Source organism: Streptomyces sp. NPDC107517, assembly GCF_055582645.1.
The window spans coordinates 182072-197926 of sequence record NZ_JBVJPM010000003.1 but is presented as its reverse complement, the minus strand read 5'-3'; the positions used below and the strand labels follow the sequence as shown (position 1 = coordinate 197926).

The following is a 15855-nucleotide window of genomic DNA, read 5'->3' as shown; positions in this document are numbered from 1 at the left end:
GGGTACGTGGCCGGGTTCAGGCGGCGTTCCTGCGGTAGGCGCGAAGGGCCAGAGGGAAGAAGACGGCGACCACGCCGGCCATCCAGCCGAGGCTGCCGAGGAGCGGGCCCGCGACCTCGCCGCCGTTCAGCAGGCCGCGCAGCGCTCCCGCCATCAGGCTCACCGGGTTGATGTCCGACCAGGCCCGCAGCCAGCCCGGCATCGTGCCCGACGGGACGAACACGTTGCTGGCGAACGTGAGCGGGATGACCAGGACCGTCATCAGGCCCTGCACCGAACCCGGCGTCTTGACGAGCATCCCGACGTACACCGACATCCAGCAGAAGCACAGTCCGAACGCGATCAGCAGGGCGAACGCGGCGAGCGCGGCGGCCGGGCCGGTCTCCACGCGGTAGCCCATCACCGTAGCCAGGGTGAAGAGGGTGACGAGGCAGACGGCATAGCGCACGACATCGGCGAGCACGGCGCCGACGAGCGGCGCGGAGCGGGCGATGGGCATGCTGCGGAAGCGGTCGAAGACGCCCGTACTCGCGTCGGCGTTGAGGGAGACGCCCACGACGATGCAGGCCTGGAAGACCGTCATCACCATGATGCCGGGCGTGATCGTGCGGAGGTATCCGTCGACGTCACCGCCGTCGATCGCGCCGCCGAAGAGGTAGACGAACATCAGCAGGAAGACGATCGGCGTCAGGATCACGTCCACGAGCTGCGCCGGAGCCTTGCGGATCTTCACGATGCCGCGCCAGGCGAGGGAGAGGCCGTGGCGGGCGGCAAGGGCGGGGCCGATGCGGAGGGGAGACGCGTCGGCCGGGGTCTCCGCGCAGTTGGTGGGGCTGGTGGTGCCGGGGTGGGTGCTCACGCTCGTGCTCATGCCGCGTTCCTCTCGGGAAGGGTGGTCGGGTCGGTCTCGATCGAGGGAGTGGTGGGTGCCGTGCCGTGGCCGGTCAGGGCGAGGAAGACCTCGTCCAGGCTGGGGAGGCGCAGGCCCAGTTCGTCGGCGGCGATCCCGGCGCCGTCCAGCCGTCGGACGAGCGCGGAGACGAGCATCGGATCGGCGACGGGCACGGTGAGCAGGCCGGTGTTCGTGTCGTGGACGGGAGTGGTGCCGGTCAGCTCGGCCAGGATCAGGCCGACGTGGCCGAGATCGGCGAGGGCGGTCGGGCGGACCTGGAGCGTCTGGCCGCCGACCCGCCGCTTCAGCTCGTCCGGCCGGCCCTCGGCGACGACGCGTCCGTGGTCGAACACGGTGATTCCGTCGGCGAGTTGATCGGCCTCTTCCAGGTACTGCGTGGTGAGCAGCACGGTGGCGCCGTCCGCGACGAGGCGCCGCACCACGCCCCAGACCTCCTGACGGGCGTGGGGGTCGAGGCCGGTGGTCGGCTCGTCCAGATACAGCACCTGCGGCCGCCCGACGAGGCTCGCAGCGAGGTCCAGCCTGCGGCGCATGCCTCCCGAGAAGGTACTGATGGGGCGGGTGGCGGCATCGGTGAGCTCGAACTGCTCCAGCAGTTCGGCGGCCCGCGCCCTGGCGTCCCGCCGCGAAAGTCCGAGCAGCCGCCCGAGAAGTACGAGGTTCTCGACCCCGGACAGACCCTCGTCCACGGAGGCGTACTGACCCGTGAGCCCGATCAGCCCCCGCACCCGTACGGGGTCCTTCACCACGTCGAACCCGCCGACCGTGGCGCGCCCGGCGTCGGGCCGCATCAGCGTGGACAGGATCCGCACGGTGGTGGTCTTGCCGGCGCCGTTCGGCCCGAGGACACCGATCACCTTCCCGGCGGGCACCTCCAGGTCGACACCGTCCAGCGCGACCATGTCCCCGTACCGCTTGACGAGCCCTTCGGCCCGGATGGCGTATGACATCGCCTGTCCCTCCCCTTTTCCTGTTTCCTGTCGCTTCTGCTGTCGGTTCCGCTGTCGGTTCCGCTGCCGGATCTGCTGGCCGGTTCCGCTGCCGGTTCTGCGGTCGTCGTTCCCGGTGACTACGACGATGCCGAGCGCCGCCGGCAGACGGCGGACAGGCGGCTGACAGGGACTGTCAGGAGCTGTCAGCTGGCTGATGGGGCTGGCTGATGGGGCTGGCAGGGAGGTTCGGGGACGGGTGGCCGTGCGCCGGATTGCTCGGTAGTCGGTACTCGGTAGTCGGTACTCGGTCACAGGTGAGTACCAGCGCTCTGGGCGGTCATGGCGAGGGCCGAAACCCTTGGCCCATGGATACGAATGAGCGACTGCCGAAGCGAACGTTTCAGCTGTTGGCGGTCATCGCGCTGGCCGCGGCGGCACTGGCGGCGTGGGCGTGCTGGCTGGGCTGGGACCAGCAACGTGACGTGCACCCCGACGGCTCGACGACCGGCCCGTACGAGGCGTGGCAGGTGATCGGCCTCGTACTGACCCTGCTGCCACCGGTGTACTGGGCGGCATCCCGGCGCTGCACGGCGGCCGCGGTGCTCGGCCCCACGGCCGGTCTCACCGTGGCCGCGTACTACGACTGGTCGGACGACGCGAGCGGCCTCTTCGTGATCGGCGTGGGGCTCGTCATGGTGGGGAGCCTGGTCGTGACCTCGGCGCTTTCCGCTGTGATCGCCGCTGTGACGGGACATGGCCCGCAGGGCCGGGCGGCCGCCGGGGGGTGGCGGGCTTAGGGCCCTCCGGGCGAGGGAGGGGCTCGGTCCGCGCGCCGGCCTTGCCGATCTTCTTGTCCTCGTCGCCTGCGCCCCTGGGTAGAATTACTGGTTCCAGGTGTGGGCCACGTCCCGCACCTTCTGCCGTGTCGGGGCCGATGACGCCCCCGGCGAAGACCGAAGGCCGATGCCGACAGGAGAGAGCGAGCGAGCGGATGCCCAAGATGCTCAGCGCCGCCGCCTGCCCGCCCTGACCCTTCACTGACAGTCCGCCTCTGGAGCGGCACCCAGCTCCTCCGGCCGATGCCCGCCGCCAGTGACTTCAGTCCGCCGCTCGCGGACGCCGCGGAAAGCCGCCCGTCCTCCCGCGCCCTCACGCACGCCGCCCCAGATGACGCCTGGCGTGCCCGAGCACGACAGGTTCTTCCTCCCTTGTCCACTCCCGCACCGTCCTCCGCGTCCGCACAGCCCGCGTCCGCGCCGTCCACCGCCGCACTGTCCCCGGTGGCCCGGCTGCGTGGTCTGAAGCCCGACTGGCTGTCCGACCCGAAGGTCTGGCGGACCGAGATTCTCGCGGGCCTGGTCGTCGGCCTGGCCCTGATCCCGGAGGCGATCTCGTTCTCGGTCATCGCCGGGGTCGATCCGGCGATCGGTCTGTTCGCGGCCTTCACCATGGCAGTGACCATCGCGATCGTCGGAGGGCGCCGGGCGATGATCTCGGCCGCGACCGGCGCCGTGGCCCTGGTCATCGCCCCGCTCAACCGCGAGCACGGCTTCGGGTATCTCGTCGCCGCCGTCATCCTGGCGGGCGTCTTCCAGATCGTTCTCGGCGCCCTCGGAGTGGCGAAGCTGATGCGGTTCGTGCCGCGCAGCGTGATGGTCGGCTTCGTGAACTCCCTGGCCATCCTGGTCTTCATGGCCCAGGTCCCCGAGATGCACGACGTGCCGTGGCCGGTCTACCCGCTGATCGCGGGCGGCCTGCTGCTCATGGTGTTCTTCCCCAAGGTCACCAAGGTGATCCCGGCGCCCCTGGTGTCGATCGTCATCCTCACCGTCATCACCGTTGCCGCGGGGATCGCGGTCCCGACCGTCGGCGACAAGGGAGACCTGCCCACGTCCCTGCCGGTGCCGGGCCTGCCGGACGTGCCCTTCACCCTGGACACGCTGACCACCATCGCCCCGTACGCACTCGCCATGGCGCTGGTCGGCCTGATGGAGTCGCTGATGACGGCCAAGCTCGTCGACGAGATCACCGGCACCCACTCCTCCAAGACCCGCGAGTCCATCGGCCAGGGCATCGCCAACATCGTCACCGGCTTCTTCGGCGGCATGGGCGGCTGCGCCATGATCGGCCAGACGATGATCAACGTACGGGTCTCCGGCGCCCGAACCCGTCTGTCCACGTTCCTGGCGGGCGCGTTCCTGATGGTGCTGTGCATCGTCTTCGGCCCGATCGTGTCCGACATCCCGATGGCCGCGCTGGTCGCGGTGATGGTCATGGTGTGTTTCGCGACGTTCGACTGGCACTCCATCGCTCCCAGGACGCTGAAGCGGATGCCCGCGGGCGAGATCGCCGTCATGGTGATCACCGTCGTGTGCGTGGTCAGCACCCACAACCTCGCCATCGGCGTCGTGGTCGGCACGATCACCGCGATGGTCGTCTTCGCGAAGCGAGTCGCCCACTTCGCCGAGGTCACCGCGGTCACCGACCCCGACAACGCGAGTGTCGTGTACCGCGTCACCGGCGAGCTGTTCTTCGCCTCCTCCAACGACCTCGTCGGCCGCTTCAACTACGCCACCGACCCCGACAAGGTCGTCATCGATCTGAGCGCCGCCCACATCTGGGACGCCTCCTCCGTGGCCGCCCTCGACGCGATCGAGACGAAGTACGAGCAGCGCGGCAAGACCGTGGAGATCACCGGCCTGAACCAGCCCAGCGCCCGGATCCACGAGAAGCTCAGCGGCGAACTCACGGCCTAGGGACTCTCGTACGGATCATGCCGGGCCCGCGAGGCCTGGCACCGGGCCCTGGCACCGGGCCCCGGCACCGCGCCCTGGTCCAGCCTGATCCAGACGAAAGGCCCTGGTGGCAGCGGCGAGTTGGGAGCTGAGGAGATGGTCTGGCAGCTGCCCCCGGTACTCGCTCAAGGGCAGAGCGCGGACGGTTCGACCGTATCCGGCCGTGGTTCACGGACATCGACATCACCCCGACCCACGCGGCGGCCGACAGAATGCACGCAGCGATGATCCGAGCCGCCGAGCCGCCGAGCCCACAGCCGTACGCTGCCCGAACGGCACTGCCTGAGCCGCGAACCGGGAGGCCCCGAGTGAGTGACCAACCAGTCCACCACCCGCACCCGCCAGTCCGACAGCCCAAGAACCCTTTCCTGTACGTCGTTGTGTGCGCGTCCGGCATTGCCGGCGAAGTCGGCAAGCTGATCACGGCCGCTCAGGAGGCGAACTGGGATGTGGGTGTCGTGGCCACCCCGCAGGGCCTCGGCTTCATAGACGCCGAGGCGGTCGAGGCGCAGACCGGCTATCCGATCCGCTCGGCCTGGCGCGCCCCCGGTGACCCGCGCCCGCTGCCGCCCGCCGACGCGATCGCGGTCGCGCCGGCCACCTTCAACACGATCAACAAGTGGGCGGCAGGCATCTCCGACACCCTGGCGCTGGGCATCCTGTGCGAGGCGTACGGCCTGGGCATCCCCACCGCCGTCCTGCCGTGCCTCAATGCCGCCCAGGCCGCCCACCCCGCGTACGGCCAGAGCCTGGACCGGTTGCGCGGCATGGGCATCCTGATCGGTTCGCACGCACCTCACCAGCCGAAGCCCGAAGGCGGTGCCGCGCCGTTCCGCTGGGAGGAGGCACTGGAACTGCTCACGACCGGCCGCCCCGCCGGGGAGTGACCCCCGGCATGACCACGGCATGCCAGGATCGGTCGTCCGAAGCCCCCGCCACCGGGCGCAACGGACACGGACGTGACACAAGGACGGGCATGCACCACGACCACGATCACGACGACGATCACGATCACGACGACGATCACGATCACGACGACGACCACGGACACGACCACGAACTCGCCACCGTGCAACAGCACCACTGGCAGCACACGTACACCGCCCACCCGGGCATGTACGGCGAACAGCCCTCCGCGCCTGCCGCGCACGCGGCCGAGGTGTTCCGTGCGGCCGGGGCCGAGAAGGTGCTGGAGCTGGGTGCTGGACACGGCCGAGACGCCCTGTACTTCGCCCGCGAAGGTTTCACGGTCCAGGCCGCCGACTTCAGCCCCGAGGGGCTGGGCCAACTCCAGGACGCGGCCCGGTCCCAGGGGGTGGCCGAGAGGGTGACCACCGTGGTGCACGACGTGCGTGAACCACTACCGCTCGCGGACGACTCCGTCGACGCGGTCTTCGCGCACATGCTGCTGTGCATGGCCCTGTCGACGGAGGAGATCCACGCCCTGGTCGCCGAGATCGGCCGGGTACTGCGACCGGGCGGCACCTTCGTCTACACGGTCCGCCACACGGACGACGCCCACTACGGCACCGGCACGCCCCATGGCGACGACATCTATGAACACGCCGGTTTCGCAGTGCACTTCTTCCCCCGCACCCTGGTCGACACCGTGGCGGACGGCTGGCACCTGAAGGAGGTCCACGCTTTCGAGGAGGGCGCCCTCCCCCGCCGCCTGTGGCGCGTGACCCAAACCCTGCCCCGATAACCGCAGTCCGGAGACCGGCGCGGAACGCCACCGTCCTGCCCTGCCCGCCCCGCCCGCCCGACACGGCTGAGAGCCTTCACGGGCGCGTGTCACTTCCACGGTGTCGCCCGAGGGCGGATGCCGTGTGCTGTCCCTGCCACCGCCGGTGACGTAGTCCCGGTGCGTGGACTTTGGCTGCCGGCACGGTGTGTTGGCCTGCTGTTCGTGGGCTTATCTGTTCAGCTGCCCGGAGGCCGCGGAATCCTGAACGGCCTTTCGGCCCGGCACTTTCCCGCGCACCGACCCGGCTGAGAAGGGTGACGGTGCAGGGCGTATGCACCCTTCAGTCTCAAGGAGACGGACACCACGATGTCGGCACACGTCAAGGCCCGCTACGGGCGCATGACTTCAGGTCGCGAACGACGTACTTTGCTGCGGATGCTGGTTTTGATGGTCGCGGTCGCGATGGCATGTCTCGCAGGTCCCCTGCTGTTGGCCACACCTGCGCACGCACAGACCGGACGCGGCACGGCCTCCGGTGACGGCACCGCGGGAATCGCCACGGGCGACGGCGGCGGCTAGTTCGGGAGCGGCGACCAGTTCGTGTTCACCCCGCCCGCCGGGATACCCGGTCAGAGACGCTCGCTCACTCGCGTGGCGCTGTCGGCGACACGGACTAGGGGCCCGCGCTACCGGATCCGCAGGCCGGCCAACACCGGGACGAGGATGGGTCCGTCGCCTCACTGACCCGGTGTGGGCGGTCAGGCCAGCGTGCTCAGCGCACGTCCACGCAGTCACCGGTGGCGGTGACCGGCGGCGTGGTGGAGGTGCCCTCGAACTTGTAGCGGTAGCAGCGGTCGGTGGTGGCGGTGCGAGTCTGCTTCTCGACGCCCGCCAGGCTGCCGGTGCCGGTGATGTGGCTGCTGGTGGTGGCGTACGAGCCGGTCAGCGAACGCTCCTGGAGGCGGACGGTCTGCTGGGTGTAGCCCGCGTACTTGTGGGTGTCCCAGTTGGCGCGCTCCAGCTTGCCGGTGATCGTGATCGTCTTGCCCTTGGCGACGGGCTCGGGGGCCGCGTTGTTGCTCAGCCGGGACCAGCGCTTGAGGTACCAGGTCATGGCGTTGTCGGTGTTCACGTCGGTGGCCGCATCGGTGACTGCCCAGAGGGAGATCTTCCAGGCTCCGGCATCCTCGTTCGTCAGGTAGCTCTGAGGGTCGATCTTGAAGGTGGCCGTGCAGCTGTACGTGGCGTCGCCGGACTGAACGCATGGGTCGGTGTCCGCATTGAACTCCTCGGAGTTCAACCACCGCTTCATTCCGCTGTCGGTGTCGGTGCCGCGCCAGAGCGACGCGTTGCTGCCGTAGAGCTTCGACCCGCCGTTAAGCGTCCACTTCACGGTGATCGTCTGCGTGTTCGTCGTCCCGACCTGGGCGCTGTTGCCGCCGTTGACGGTGACGCCGGAGACGACGGTGGAGTCGGCAGTGCTCGCGGCCAGGGTCCTGGGCCTGGGCGCGGCGGCCTTCGCCGCCGACGCGTCGGCGGCCGCGGCCTTGCTCTGCTCCTGCGCCTCAGCCGCGCCGGTCCCGCCGGCCATCGCGGACGGTGTGACGAGCAGGCCGACGGCGAGCCCGGAGGCGGCCAGTGCGCTGACGCCCAGGGTCACCTTCTTGCCGGACGTCAACTTTTTGCGGGAGTGCTGGGACATGAGGAGGCTCCGTTATCGACTGTCGATGGGCAGATGCAGGTCGCAGGCGGGCGGACCCTCATCACGCACGGCCACAGCGGCCGCACAGTCTTGATCGGCGATGAAGCGAAAGGGTTGTACGCGAGCGACAGGTGAGGCGTGTGAGGTGCATCACCCTGCGTGTCGTGTCGTACAGCCCCCTTGGGCTGCGATAGCGGGCGGACACGGCCGCCCAGATACTGGAGACCCGTCCCGAGGAGATCCTCTTGGTTGACCACGCGGCCATGGAGCGTTGCTGGACGGCCCACACGGACGGTGAGTTCGTGAACCTGGACCTGCAGGCCACGATGAGCACGATGACCGACCATCCGACCGTGCTCCATGTGCCCACCGCCATGGGCGCCAGCGGACGACGCGAGGTCTCCGACTTCTACGCCCGCTGGTTCATCGGCCACAACCCCGCCGACTTCGCTCTGCGGTCCGTTTCCCGCACCGTCGGGGACGACCGGGTCGTCGATGAGCTGATCGTCTCCTTCACTCACGACATCGAGGTCCCCTGGATCCTCCCGGGCGTGAAGCCGACCGGCAGGGCCGTACAGATCCCCCTCGTGGCGATCGTGGCATTCCGCGACGGCGCCATCGACAGCGAGCACATCTACTGGGACCAGGCGGCCGTACTAGCCCAGACCGGCCTGATCGATCGCGCCCTCACCGCGCGGCTGCCGCTGCTGGAGGACCAGGTCGCCGCCATGGACGCCGGCACCGGGTTCAATGAGTTGGCTCTACGGTCCGATTGAAGCGGCGTTCGACCGCCAACGAGGAACCTCCTCCGACCTGCCGTCAAGGCTGATCGAAGGGGGCTTCCCCTGTGAGGCGGCGCCAGGATTCGCCCCCGGGCAGGCTGAGCCGGCGGATTTACAGCGGGCTCCCCTGGACCCTCTCGCCTGCGGCTTCTCCACCGCTAGACACTCTTGGGGCACACCTGGGGGAGAGCCCCGAGAACACCGCTTGAGGAGCGTGATGGGGCGAGTTGGGCGCTGACCTGGGTGACGTCAGCTCCCGTACCACCAACACCTCAGCTCCGCCGGCAACCGCGGTTCCCCGTGAGTCCCCGCTCCATTTGGCATGCCTGCGGCACGGACCGACCCTCTCGTTGCGAACTCGCCGGGGCCGCCCTCGAGCGCTGATATGAGCGCGCATGTGCGGTCGGCCCGGGGTGCTGCTCGTGATCGCCCGTCATGCCTGCACCGTCACCGGCCCCGCATGACCACCCTGCTGCGGACCAGTCGGTCGTGCAGGCCCTGCCTCTGCGGGCTGAGGTTGTCCATGCATCCGCGATCTCCGGCGCGTACGCTCGATGCCTTGCTCAGAGCACGTCAGGAGTGACGGCGGGGGGAGTGAATTTCCTTGATCCACTCCCCGTTCACTCCCCAGCGGCCCCACGAAACGAGTCAGGGCCGCTCTCCCGTGAAGGGAGAACGGCCCTGACCTGGTGTTTCAGCTGTCGGGGTGGCGGGATTTGAACCCACGACCTCTTCGTCCCGAACGAAGCGCGCTGCCAAGCTGCGCTACACCCCGATGTCGTTGCTCCACTGTCCCGCTGTTCTGCAGGTCGTGGCGACATCGATTACTTTAGCGGACCGGCGGCCGTAGACGAAATCCGGTTTTCTCAGGGTCCGGGGGTCAGGGTCAGGAGGGTCGCCTCCGGGGGGCAGGCGAAGCGGACCGGGGTGTAGCGGTTCGCGCCGCAGCCGGCCGAGACGTGCAGGTAGGAGCGGTGGCCTTCGGCCTCGTGGGTCGACAGGCCCTTCACGCGGTCCGTGTCCAGGTCGCAGTTGGTGACCAGCGCCCCGTAGAAGGGGATGCAGACCTGGCCGCCGTGGGTGTGGCCCGCCAGTACCAGCGGGTAGCCGTCCGCCGTGAACGCGTCCAGGGAACGCAGGTACGGAGCGTGCACGATGCCCATCGAGAAGTCGGCGCCCGAGTCCGGGCCGCCCGCCACGTGCGCGTACCGGTCGCGCTTGATGTGCGGGTCGTCCAGGCCGGTGAAGCCGATCTCCATGCCGTCGATCTTGAGGGAGCCCCGCCTGTTGGTGAGGTTCAGCCAGCCCGCCGCGTCGAAGCCGTCGCGCAGGTCTTCCCACGGGTTGTGGACGACGCCGACCGCGGGGGCGTTGCCGTTGAGGCCGTGGGCGCCGCGGGCCTTCTCGAAGAGATAGCGGACCGGGTTGCGGGGCCTGGGGCCGTAGTAGTCGTTCGAGCCGAAGACGTACGCGCCGGGGAAGTCCATCAGCGGGCCCAGCGCGTCCAGGACCTCCGGCACGCCCTCCGTGTCGGACAGGTTGTCGCCCGTGTTGATCACGAGGTCGGGGCGCAGGCCGGCCAGGGAGCCCAGCCAGCGCTGCTTCTTGCGCTGGCCGCCGACCATGTGGATGTCGGACACCTGGAGGATGCGCAGCGGGCGCATCCCCGCGGGAAGCACCGGGACCGTGACCCGTCGCAGGCGGAACGAACGGGCTTCGAACCCCGCCGCGTAGATCAGTCCGGCGGCGCCCGCCGCCGTGATGCCTGCTGTCACTTTCAGGGGAGCCCCGTATCGCGCGCGCATACGCCCATCGTGTCAGACCCGGCAGGTCCCGGAAATCAAGGGGCGTAGGGCATCGCGTACCTGCGACAATCGCTGCATGACCACGCTCAAGTCGAAGCTGCAGGAAGACCTCACCGCCGCGATCCGGGGGCGTGACGAGCTGCGCTCCTCGACGCTCCGGCTCACCCTCTCCGCCATCACGAAGGAGGAGGTCGCGGGCAAGACGGCGCGCGAGCTCTCCGACGACGAGGTGCAGAAGGTGATCACCCGCGAGGCGAAGAAGCGCCGCGAGGCCGCCGAGGCGTTCGCGCAGGGCGGCCGCGCCGAGCAGGCCGAGCGGGAGAAGGCGGAGGGCGAGGTGCTCGCCGAGTACCTGCCCAAGCAGCTTTCCGACGACGAGCTGCACCAGATCGTCGCCCAGGCGGTCGAGGAGGCGAAGGCGGCCGGCGCCGAGGGACCGCGCGCCATGGGCCAGGTCATGAAGATCGTGAACCCGAAGGTCGCGGGCCTGGCGGAGGGCGGCCGCGTCGCCGCCGTCGTGAAGCAGCTGCTCGCCGGCTGAGATGTCCGCCGGGGTGCTCGCCCGCTGAGAGCGCCCTTCGGGGTGAGGGGAAGACGTTCCGGTCTCGTGCCGGCCTTCCGCCTCACCCCTCCCCTCACACATACGCCGATGGGGCGCCCCCGATAGAGGGGCGCCCCATCCGCGTACCGTCACTGCCCGAGCGGGACTCGCCCGAGCGGCGTCCGCTCGCTCAGCGGCGTCCGCCGCCGTGGCCGTTGCCGCCGCCGAGGATGTCCGGCGGGAGGGAGATGTCCGGCCACGGGCTGTCGCCGTTCCCGCCGCCGTTCCGGCCCGGCTTTCCGTCGTTCTCGTCCGGGTCGTCGCCCCTGTCCCTGTCCCTGTCCCTGTCCCGGTCTTCCCTGGGGTCGGGGATGTTGATCAGGTTGAAGCCGGGGGACGGCTTGTCGGCGAGGGCGCCGACCATGGCGTCCCTCCAGATCGGTCCGGGGACCTGGCCGCCGAAGACCTTCGCCTGGTACTGGCCACCGATGGTGATGTTCTCCATCTCGACGTTCTGCAGGGCGCTGCCGACCCAGACCGCGCCGGACAGGTTCGGCGTGTACCCCACGAACCAGGCGTTCTTACGGCTGTCGGTCGTACCGGTCTTGCCCGCGTTGGCCCGGTCGGTCAGACCGGCCTCCCGGCCCGTACCGGAGTCGGTCACGCCGCTCAGCAGGGTGTTGATGCTGTCGGCGGTCTTCGTGGTCATCGCGCGCGAGCACGACGACTTCGGCACCGGAAGCGACTTGTCGCCGGGGGCCGTGATCGACTCGATGGCGATCGGCGTGCAGTACGTGCCGCGGTTGGCGAAGGCGGCGTACGCGCTCGCCATGGTCAGCGGCGAGATGCCCTTGGAGCCGAGCGCGATGGCCGGGACCTCGGGGAGCTTGTCGCCGTTGCCCTGGACGACGCCCAGCTTGTCGGCCATGTCCATCACCGGGCACATCCCGGTGTCACCGATCATCTGCACGAAGTAGGTGTTGATGGACTTGGCCATCGCCTCCTCCAGCTCGTACGGACCGACCTCGGACTCGTTCTCGTTCTCCACGGTGGCGCCGCCGCTGTTCACCCACGGCTTGCCGCTGCACGTCTGGACCGACTTCGGATACGGCATCCGGTACGGCGCCGGGTACTCCTTCGTCACCGGAGTGCCCTGCTCCAGGGCGGCAGCGGCGAGGAACGGCTTGAACGTCGAACCCGTCGGGAAGCCGTAGTTCGACCCGCTCATCTTGCGGTCGACCGAGTAGTTGATCTGCGTCTCGTTCTTGCCGAAGCCGTACGGCTTCGACTGGCCCATGCCGAGGATCTTGCCGGTGCCGGGCTCGACGAACGTGGCCGCTGTCGCGACCTTGTCCGTCTGGTAGACGTGATCCTTGATCGACGCCTGCACCGATTCCTGCGTCTGCGGGTCGAGGGTGGTCTGCACCCTCAGGCCGCCGCGGTTCCAGATCTTCGCCCGCGCTTCCTTCGTCTTGCCGAAGGTCGGGTCGGTGAGGAACACCTCGCGTACGTAGTCGCAGAAGAAGCCCGCGCCCTTGACCGCCGTGATGCAGCCGTTCTGCGGCTTGCTGATCTTCAGGCCGAGCGGCTTCTCCTTGGCGCGGTCCGCCTCGGCCTGGGAGATGTCGTGCGTCTCGGCCATCCGCTGGAGCACGACGTTCCGTCGCTTGGTGGCCTCCGCCTCGTCGTTGACGGGGTCGTAGCGGCTCGGGGACTGGACGATGCCGGCCAGCATCGCGGACTCCTCGATCGTCAGGTCCTTCGCCGACTTGGAGAAGTACCGCTGCGAGGCGGCCTCGACGCCGTAGGCCTGCTCACCGAAGTACGTGATGTTCAGGTAGTTGGCGAGGATGCGCTTCTTGCCGAGCTTGTCCTCGAGCTGGATCGCGTACTTCAGCTCGCGGATCTTGCGGCCGATCGTCTGCTGGGTGGCCTGGGCGAGCTTTGTCGGGTCGTCGCCGGCCTCCTCCATGAAGACGTTCTTCACGTACTGCTGGGTGAGCGTGGACGCGCCCTGCGTGACACCGCCGCTCTGCGCGTTCTCGTTGATCGCGCGCAGGATGCCCTTCACGTCGACGGCGCCGTGCTCGTAGAAGCGCGAGTCCTCGATCGCGACGAGCGCCTTCTGCATGTACGGCGAGATGTCCTTGAGGGGCACCACCGTGCGGTCGCGCGAGTAGACCGTCGCGATCGCGCCGCCCTTGTTGTCCAGGATCGTGGTGCGCTGACTGAGTGGCGGCTGCTTGAGGTTGGCGGGGATATCGTCGAATCCCTCGACCGAGCCCTTCGCCGCGAGGCCGAGCGCGCCCGCTGCGGGCAGCGCGATTCCGGCGAGGACGGCTCCCGCGAGGACACTGACACCAAGGAACTTGGCGGCCTGCTGAGTCGGTGACAGTCCACCGCCCGAGCGCTTCTTTCCCATGAGGGCAGCCTACGTTCTGATTCTCCGGACAGGCGTATATGCCTTGGCCTAAGCTGTACTCAACTGTCACAGCAGTACGGTCACGTATCAAGACGTCCGGCGAACCCGAATCGTTCCGGTAGTCATCTCACCACTCCTCCACGGTCGTTCCGTGGTTGGTGAGGGTGTGTCCGAAACCGCCTTGAGTGTCACCTGGTGTCCGCTGTGACTCAACTGAAACGCCCCGGTTTGCCGGTTTTGTCGCGCATGCCCTCGGCTCACTCCGTCGGGTGATCTGCCGCTTACGCATAGTCCGTTCGGGCCATTCAAGATTGGGCCCGAAGGGGGTGTTGCGCTGTGTCCACCTTCCGTAACGTCCTCAACTGGCGGCGGTGAATATGCCGCTGCCGCCGTGGGGGAGCCTCGATTCGGGAGAGGACGGCGCCGGTATGGGCTGGGTTACCGACTGGAGTGCGCAGGCGGCCTGCCGCACTACCGATCCAGATGAACTGTTCGTTCAAGGAGCAGCGCAGAACCGGGCGAAGGCGGTGTGCACCGGATGCCCGGTGCGGACCGAGTGCCTGGCCGACGCGCTCGACAACCGCGTCGAGTTCGGCGTGTGGGGTGGCATGACCGAGCGGGAACGCCGTGCGCTGCTGCGCAGGCGCCCCACCGTCACCTCGTGGCGCCGGCTGCTCGAGACGGCTCGTACGGAGTACGAGCGCGGTGCGGGCCTGCTGCCCGTGGACATCGATGACGACGCGACATACGAGAGGTACGCCGCCGTGGGGTGAGGGAGCCGAGCTCCTTCCAGGGCGTCCGAGGGGTGCGAGCCAAGCCGTGTGGTGGCCCGCGCCTCGGGAGGCGTCCGCACGGCTCACGCAGCTCCGGCCGGATCCGCACCGGCCGCGAGCCGGTCTCCGATGCTCCTCAGGCCTGCCAGGTCGTGCACATCGCCGGGCAGGGCGCCGACCTCGGTGACCGCCACCTCCGGGTGGAGCGCCGCGAAGCGGTCGCGTGTGCGCTGCTCACGAGCCAGCAGCTGCATGCGCTCCGCGTGCAATCGCAGCAGACCCGCCGTGAGTTGGTCTGTCGCTGCGTGGCTTGTGGTCGCGTGGTTTGCGGCCGTGCGGTCTGTCGTGCCGCGGTCTGTGGTCGCGATGGCAGGCGTGTCTGTGGCGGGCGAGTTGGGTGCATGTGTGTGTACGGGCGCGCTATGTGGGGTTTTGTCCGGCGTCTGGGCGTGCTCGTCGGCCGTGTCCCTTGCCGGGCCGGGGGAGCCTGCTTCGGGAGCGGTACGCAGCTCTACATTCCCGTCCCCCTGATCCACAATGCCGCGCTCGTCAAGATTTTCTGCGGCCGCGAGCGCCCGTTCGGCCGACAGCTGCGCGGCACCGCTGCCGTGCACCCGATTCAGTACGAGCCCGGCCAGCGGCATGTCCTCCGCGGCGAGGCGCTCCACGAAGTACGCCGCCTCGCGCAGCGCGTCCCGCTCCGGCGCCGCCACCACCAGGAACGCCGTACCGGGGGCCTGGAGCAGCTTGTACGTGGCGTCGGCGCGCGTGCGGAACCCGCCGAACATCGTGTCCATCGCCGCCACGAACGTCTGTACGTCGCGCAGGAGCTGACCGCCCAGCAGCTTCCCGAGCGCGCCCGTCATCATCGACATCCCGACGTTCAGGAACTTCATGCCGGCCCGGCCGCCGACCTTCGCCGGGGCCATCAGGACCCGGATCAGCTTGCCGTCCAGGAACGAACCGAGACGTTTCGGCGCGTCCAGGAAGTCGAGCGCGGACCGGGACGGCGGAGTGTCGACGACGATCAGGTCCCACTCGTCCTGGGCCCGCAGCTGGCCCAGCTTCTCCATCGCCATGTACTCCTGCGTGCCCGCGAAGCCCGCCGAGAGCGACTGGTAGAACGGGTTGCCCAGAATCGCCTCGGCCCGCTGGCCGTCCGCGTGCGCCTCGACGATCTCGTCGAACGTCCGCTTCATGTCGAGCATCATCGCGTGCAGTTCGCCGCCCGCCGTGTCGTCGATCCCCTTCACGCGGCGCGGTGTGTTGTCCAGGCTGTCGATGCCCATGGACTGGGCCAGCCTGCGGGCCGGGTCGATCGTCAGGACGACGACCTTGCGGCCGCGTTCGGCCGCGCGCAGGCCGAGTGCCGCAGCCGTCGTCGTCTTGCCGACGCCGCCGGAGCCGCAGCACACCACGATGCGCGTCCTGGGATCGTCGATGAGTGGGTCCACGTCGAGTGCGTGCGTGTCCGTCGGGTTCAGGCTCAGGGACGACGTCATG

At 69.1% G+C, this 15855-nt stretch carries 14 protein-coding genes and 1 tRNA gene; 8 read left to right on the top strand and 7 right to left on the bottom strand.

Annotated elements, in window-relative coordinates; genetic code table 11:
• Window positions 1–16: 16 nt before the first annotated feature.
• Together ACZ67T_RS08670 and ACZ67T_RS08665 are read right to left on the bottom strand one after the other, a co-directional pair.
• On the bottom strand, window positions 17–871 hold the full coding sequence (locus ACZ67T_RS08670) for an ABC transporter permease (protein ID WP_469982548.1): 855 nt from the start codon (window positions 869–871) through the stop codon (window positions 17–19).
• Window positions 868–1863: an ATP-binding cassette domain-containing protein gene (locus ACZ67T_RS08665; protein WP_469982546.1), complete on the bottom strand. Its 996-nt coding sequence runs from the start codon at window positions 1861–1863 to the stop codon at window positions 868–870. The genes ACZ67T_RS08670 and ACZ67T_RS08665 overlap by 4 nt, the downstream gene beginning before the upstream one ends.
• Window positions 1864–2210: 347 nt before the next feature.
• Here ACZ67T_RS08665 and ACZ67T_RS08660 point away from each other — a divergent pair, with 347 nt between their 5' ends.
• The 5 genes from ACZ67T_RS08660 to ACZ67T_RS08640 all read left to right on the top strand — a co-directional run bounded on the left by ACZ67T_RS08660 (window position 2211) and on the right by ACZ67T_RS08640 (window position 6906).
• Window positions 2211–2642 carry a hypothetical protein gene (locus ACZ67T_RS08660; protein WP_469982544.1) on the top strand — a complete coding sequence of 144 codons (432 nt, stop codon included), beginning with the start codon at window positions 2211–2213 and terminating at the stop codon, window positions 2640–2642.
• A gap of 474 nt (window positions 2643–3116) precedes the next feature.
• Window positions 3117–4601, top strand: coding sequence for a SulP family inorganic anion transporter (locus tag ACZ67T_RS08655; RefSeq protein WP_469983071.1), 1485 nt, complete (start codon window positions 3117–3119; stop codon window positions 4599–4601).
• Window positions 4602–4948: 347 nt separating this feature from the next.
• A complete protein-coding gene (locus tag ACZ67T_RS08650) occupies window positions 4949–5527 on the top strand; it encodes a flavoprotein (protein ID WP_469982543.1) in 579 nt (192 codons plus the stop codon).
• Window positions 5528–5616: 89 nt separating this feature from the next.
• A complete protein-coding gene (locus ACZ67T_RS08645) occupies window positions 5617–6345 on the top strand; it encodes a class I SAM-dependent methyltransferase (RefSeq protein ID WP_469982542.1) in 729 nt (242 codons plus the stop codon).
• Window positions 6346–6762: 417 nt separating this feature from the next.
• Complete coding sequence (locus ACZ67T_RS08640) at window positions 6763–6906, top strand: hypothetical protein (RefSeq protein ID WP_469982540.1); 144 nt, start codon at window positions 6763–6765, stop codon at window positions 6904–6906.
• A 193-nt stretch (window positions 6907–7099) separates the two neighbouring features.
• Here the strand turns inward: ACZ67T_RS08640 and ACZ67T_RS08635 are convergent, their stop codons facing one another.
• Entirely contained in the window at window positions 7100–8029 is a 930-nt protein-coding gene (locus ACZ67T_RS08635) for a calcium-binding protein (protein WP_469982539.1), read from the bottom strand.
• Between the two features lie 245 nt (window positions 8030–8274).
• Between ACZ67T_RS08635 and ACZ67T_RS08630 the strand changes: the two genes are divergently transcribed.
• Window positions 8275–8805: a nuclear transport factor 2 family protein gene (locus ACZ67T_RS08630; protein ID WP_469982537.1), complete on the top strand. Its 531-nt coding sequence runs from the start codon at window positions 8275–8277 to the stop codon at window positions 8803–8805.
• Window positions 8806–9512: 707 nt separating this feature from the next.
• Here the strand turns inward: ACZ67T_RS08630 and ACZ67T_RS08625 are convergent.
• Together ACZ67T_RS08625 and ACZ67T_RS08620 are read right to left on the bottom strand one after the other, a co-directional pair.
• Window positions 9513–9586 (bottom strand) — tRNA-Pro (locus ACZ67T_RS08625).
• Window positions 9587–9677: 91 nt separating this feature from the next.
• On the bottom strand, window positions 9678–10616 hold the full coding sequence (locus ACZ67T_RS08620) for a metallophosphoesterase (protein WP_469982536.1): 939 nt from the start codon (window positions 10614–10616) through the stop codon (window positions 9678–9680).
• Window positions 10617–10692: 76 nt separating this feature from the next.
• Here ACZ67T_RS08620 and ACZ67T_RS08615 point away from each other — a divergent pair, with 76 nt between their 5' ends.
• Window positions 10693–11157, top strand: coding sequence for a GatB/YqeY domain-containing protein (locus ACZ67T_RS08615; RefSeq protein ID WP_469982535.1), 465 nt, complete (start codon window positions 10693–10695; stop codon window positions 11155–11157).
• Between the two features lie 190 nt (window positions 11158–11347).
• Here the strand turns inward: ACZ67T_RS08615 and ACZ67T_RS08610 are convergent, their stop codons facing one another.
• Window positions 11348–13579: a transglycosylase domain-containing protein gene (locus ACZ67T_RS08610; protein WP_469982534.1), complete on the bottom strand. Its 2232-nt coding sequence runs from the start codon at window positions 13577–13579 to the stop codon at window positions 11348–11350.
• A 428-nt stretch (window positions 13580–14007) separates the two neighbouring features.
• Between ACZ67T_RS08610 and ACZ67T_RS08605 the strand changes: the two genes are divergently transcribed.
• A complete protein-coding gene (locus tag ACZ67T_RS08605; protein ID WP_199841926.1) occupies window positions 14008–14352 on the top strand; it encodes a WhiB family transcriptional regulator in 345 nt (114 codons plus the stop codon).
• An 83-nt stretch (window positions 14353–14435) separates the two neighbouring features.
• Here ACZ67T_RS08605 and bagB read toward each other — a convergent pair whose 3' ends face one another.
• The gene (bagB, locus tag ACZ67T_RS08600) at window positions 14436–15854 is read right to left on the bottom strand and encodes an ATPase BagB (RefSeq protein ID WP_469982532.1); all 1419 of its coding nucleotides are present in this window, start codon (window positions 15852–15854) and stop codon (window positions 14436–14438) included.
• Window position 15855: the final 1 nt, after the last annotated feature.